4 protein-coding genes are annotated in these 3,681 nt (G+C 66.8%); all 4 read right to left on the bottom strand.

The window, feature by feature from the left end; translation table 11 throughout:
* On the bottom strand, positions 1–726 hold a 726-nt coding region (locus tag Q8M82_RS03730), incomplete at its 3' end, for an alpha-E domain-containing protein (RefSeq protein WP_305690036.1).
* Between the two features lie 73 nt (positions 727–799).
* Positions 800–2,215 (bottom strand): circularly permuted type 2 ATP-grasp protein, encoded by a 1,416-nt coding sequence (locus tag Q8M82_RS03725; RefSeq protein ID WP_305690035.1) that lies wholly within the window; start codon positions 2,213–2,215, stop codon positions 800–802.
* A gap of 121 nt (positions 2,216–2,336) precedes the next feature.
* Positions 2,337–3,083 carry a RadC family protein gene (gene radC / locus Q8M82_RS03720; protein ID WP_305690034.1) on the bottom strand — a complete coding sequence of 249 codons (747 nt, stop codon included), beginning with the start codon at positions 3,081–3,083 and terminating at the stop codon, positions 2,337–2,339.
* On the bottom strand, positions 3,080–3,681 hold a 602-nt coding region (gene map, locus Q8M82_RS03715; protein WP_305690033.1), incomplete at its 5' end, for a type I methionyl aminopeptidase. The genes map and radC, both read right to left, overlap by 4 nt.

Genomic DNA, 3,681 nt, shown 5'->3' with positions numbered 1-3,681 from the left:
GGCCAGCGAGCGCGGCATGCGCCGGTTCAGGATCAGGAGGTCGGCGATCAGCAGCGGCTTCACCGCCTCGCGATAGACCCAGTGATAGGCGGTCAGCGCCGAGACCTCGCGCAGCACGGTGGTCCACTGGAAATAGTCGAGCGAGCCGCCGACCTGCTCGTTGGCCGGCAGCAGCACATGGTACTTCACGTCGAGGATGCGGGCGGTGTTGTCGGCGCGCTCGACATAGACGCCGAGCCGCGAGAACCAGTAGCCGTCGTCGCGCAGCATGGTGCGGTAGGCCGAGCCGTCGAAGACGAGCGAGACGTTCTTCACCCAGTCGAGGAAGCGGGCGAACTCCTCGCGGTCCATGCGCTTCTTCTCGAAGCGCTGCAGTTCCAGCCAGGCGCCGTTGAGCGCATCCCACATTTCCGAGGTCAGCGCGGTGCGGACCCCGCGCGCATTGGAGCGGGCCAATGCGAGGCAGTTGCGGATCGAGGAGGGGTTGTCGGGGTTGAAGGTCAGGAAATCACAGACATTGCGCTCGTTGGCCTCGCCATAGGCCTGGGCGAAGGCCTCGTCGCAGCCCGCGGTGGCGACCGCGCTCTGCCATTCGCTGCCGGCGCCGCCATAGGAGGAGGGCAGGTTGGAGAGGCGCATCGTCGCGTCGAGGATGCGAGCGAGGTATTCCGCCCGCTCGACGTAGCGGGAGACCCAGTAGAGGCTGTCGGCGGTGCGCGAGAGCATAGTCAGATCGGGCCTTCTGGCGACGAGGCGGGAGGAATCGACTGGTCGGTGGAGCAGGGAGCCGGTGCCGAGATCAGGCATCGAGCACCCAGGTATCCTTGGTGCCGCCACCCTGGCTGGAATTGACGACGAGGGAGCCTTCCTTGAGCGCAACGCGGGTCAGGCCGCCGGGCACGCAGGAGATGCCGTTGGCGCCCGAGAGCACATAGGGCCGCAGATCGACATGGCGGGGCGCGACGCCGGAGGCGACGAAGGTCGGGCAGGTCGAGAGCGCCAGCGTCGGCTGGGCGATGAAGCCTTCCGGGCTCGCCTTGAGCTTGCGGCGGAAGGTCTCGATCTGCGCCTTGTTGGCGTGCGGGCCGACCAGCATGCCGTAACCGCCCGAGCCATTGACCTCCTTGACGACGAGCTTCTCCAGATTGTCGAGCACATAGGCGTTGGCCTCATGTTCGCGGCAGCGGAACGTCGGTACGTTCTTCAGGATCGGCTCCTCGCCGGTGAAGAACCTCACGATCTCGGGCATATAGCTGTAGACCGCCTTGTCGTCGGCGACGCCGGTGCCGACCGCATTGGCGAGCGTGACGTTGCCGGCCTTGTAGGCGCCGATCAGGCCGGGCACGCCGAGGACCGAGTCGCTGCGGAAGACCAGCGGGTCGATGAAGTCGTCGTCGATGCGCCGGTAGATGACGTCGACGCGCTTGGGGCCCTGCGTGGTGCGCATATAGACCACGTCGTCCTTGACCAGCAGGTCCGATCCCTCGACCAGTTCGACCCCGAGCTTGTCGGCCAGGAAGGAGTGCTCGTAGAAGGCCGAGTTGAACTGGCCCGGCGTCAGCAGGCAGATGTTGGGATCGGCGGAAGAGGAGCGCGGCGCGACCGAGCGCAGCGTCGCCAGCAGCTGGTCGGGATAGTTGTCGACGGGCGCGACGCGATGGGTGGCGAAGAGCTCCGGGAAGAGCCGCAGCATCACCTCGCGGTTCTCCATCATGTAGGAGACGCCCGACGGCGTGCGGGCATTGTCCTCCAGTACGTAGAAGGTGTCGGCGTCGACGCGAACGATGTCGATGCCGGCGATGTGGCAGTAGATGCCGTGCGGCACCTGGAAATCGACCATCTCGAGCTGGTAGCAGGCGTTGCGATAGACCAGGTCGGCGGGGATGATGCCGGCCTTGATGCATTCCTTCGGGCCGTAGACATCGGCCAGGAACATGTTGAGCGCGGTCACGCGCTGGCGCAGCCCCGCCTCGAGCTTGGTCCATTCCGGCTTGGTCAGCACGCGCGGGATGATGTCGAAGGGGATCAGGCGCTCGGTCGATTCCTCGTCGCCATAGACGGCGAAGGTGATGCCGATTCGGCGGAAGAAGAGTTCGGCCTGGCTGCGCCGCAGCGCCAGCATGTCGGGCGGCGCCTCCTTCAGCCAGCGATCGAGCGCCGCATAGGCCTGCCGGACATCGCCCTCCGTCCCCGTCATCTCATTGAATGCGACCATGCAGCCTTCTTTCCCCATTTTCAGCAGCCTATGCGCAATCGCAGGCGTTCGGGAAGGGGGCTGATGCCAAGCCCTTCGGCGGAGCTGCCCATTTCGTAGGCGGCTTGTGACGGGTGGCGCGTCAGATCAGGCCGAGCCCGCGGAAGCTCGCATGGCCGTCGCGGCCGACGATGACATGGTCGTGGATCGCGATGCCGAGAGGCTTCGCGATATCAACGAGTTCGCGGGTCATCTTCACGTCGGCGGCCGAGGGCGTCGGGTCGCCCGAGGGGTGGTTGTGGACGAGGATGATCGCCGAGGCCGAGAGTTCGAGCGCCCGCCGGATCACCTCCCGCGGATAGACAGGGGTGTGGTCGACCGTTCCCGTCTGCTGCACCTCGTCGGCGATGACGGCGTTCTTCTTGTCGAGGAAGAGCAGCCGGAACTGCTCGCGCTCGGCGAAGGCCATGGTGGTGCGGCAATAGTCCAGCACGGCCGACCATGAGGAGAGAACGGTGCGCCGGGTCACCGCGCCCCGCGCCATGCGCTGCAGCGCCGCCTCGACGATCTTGAGATCGAGCGCGACGCCCGCGCCGACGCCCTTGACCTCGGTCAGCCGCGCCGCCGGCGCGCCCAGCACCTCGGCGAAGGAGCCGGAGCGGGCGATCAGTTCCTTGGCGAGCGGCTTGACGTCGCGCTGCGGGATCGAGCGGAAGAGCAGCAGTTCGAGCAGCTCGTAATCGGGCAGGGTGTCCGCGCCCGCCTCCTGGAAGCGGCTGCGCAGGCGGTCGCGATGGCCGAGATAGTGCGGCGCAGCCGGCGACGCGGCGGCGGGCGGAGGCGAGGGCCGCACAGGGCGGCGAGAGGTCTCGTCCGCCCCTGCGCTCATCGGCTGGCGAGCGGGTTGTCCCGTCCCGCCGGCGAGAGCGTGAAGATCTCGCAGCCGGTCTCGGTGACGCCGATGGTGTGCTCGAACTGCGCCGAGAGCGAGCGGTCCCGCGTCACGGCGGTCCAGCCGTCGGAGAGCACCTTCACCCCGGCCTTGCCGAGATTGATCATCGGCTCGATCGTGAAGATCATCCCCGGCTTCAGTTCCGGCCCTTCGCCGGGCGAGCCGTAATGCAGGATGTTGGGCGCGTCGTGGAAGTTGCGGCCGACGCCATGGCCACAGAAATCCCTGACCACCGAGCAGCGCTCGGCCTCGGCATAGCGCTGGATGGCGAAGCCGATGTCGCCGGTGGTGCCGCCGGCGCGCACCGCCTTGATGCCCCGCATCAGGCTCTCATAGGTGATCTCGACCAGGCGCTCGGCTTTCCGCGAAAGCGCGCCGACGCCGTACATCCGGCTGGAATCGCCATGCCAGCCATCGACGATCAGCGTGTAGTCGATGTTCAGAATGTCGCCTTCTCGCAGCGGCTTGTCGTCGGGAATGCCGTGGCAGACGACATGGTTGATCGAGGTGCAGATCGATTTGGTGTAGCCGCGAT

This window comes from Allobosea sp. (genome assembly GCF_030694325.1).
Lineage (GTDB): Bacteria > Pseudomonadota > Alphaproteobacteria > Rhizobiales > Beijerinckiaceae > Allobosea.
This window is presented reverse-complemented; position numbering and strand designations above follow the sequence as displayed.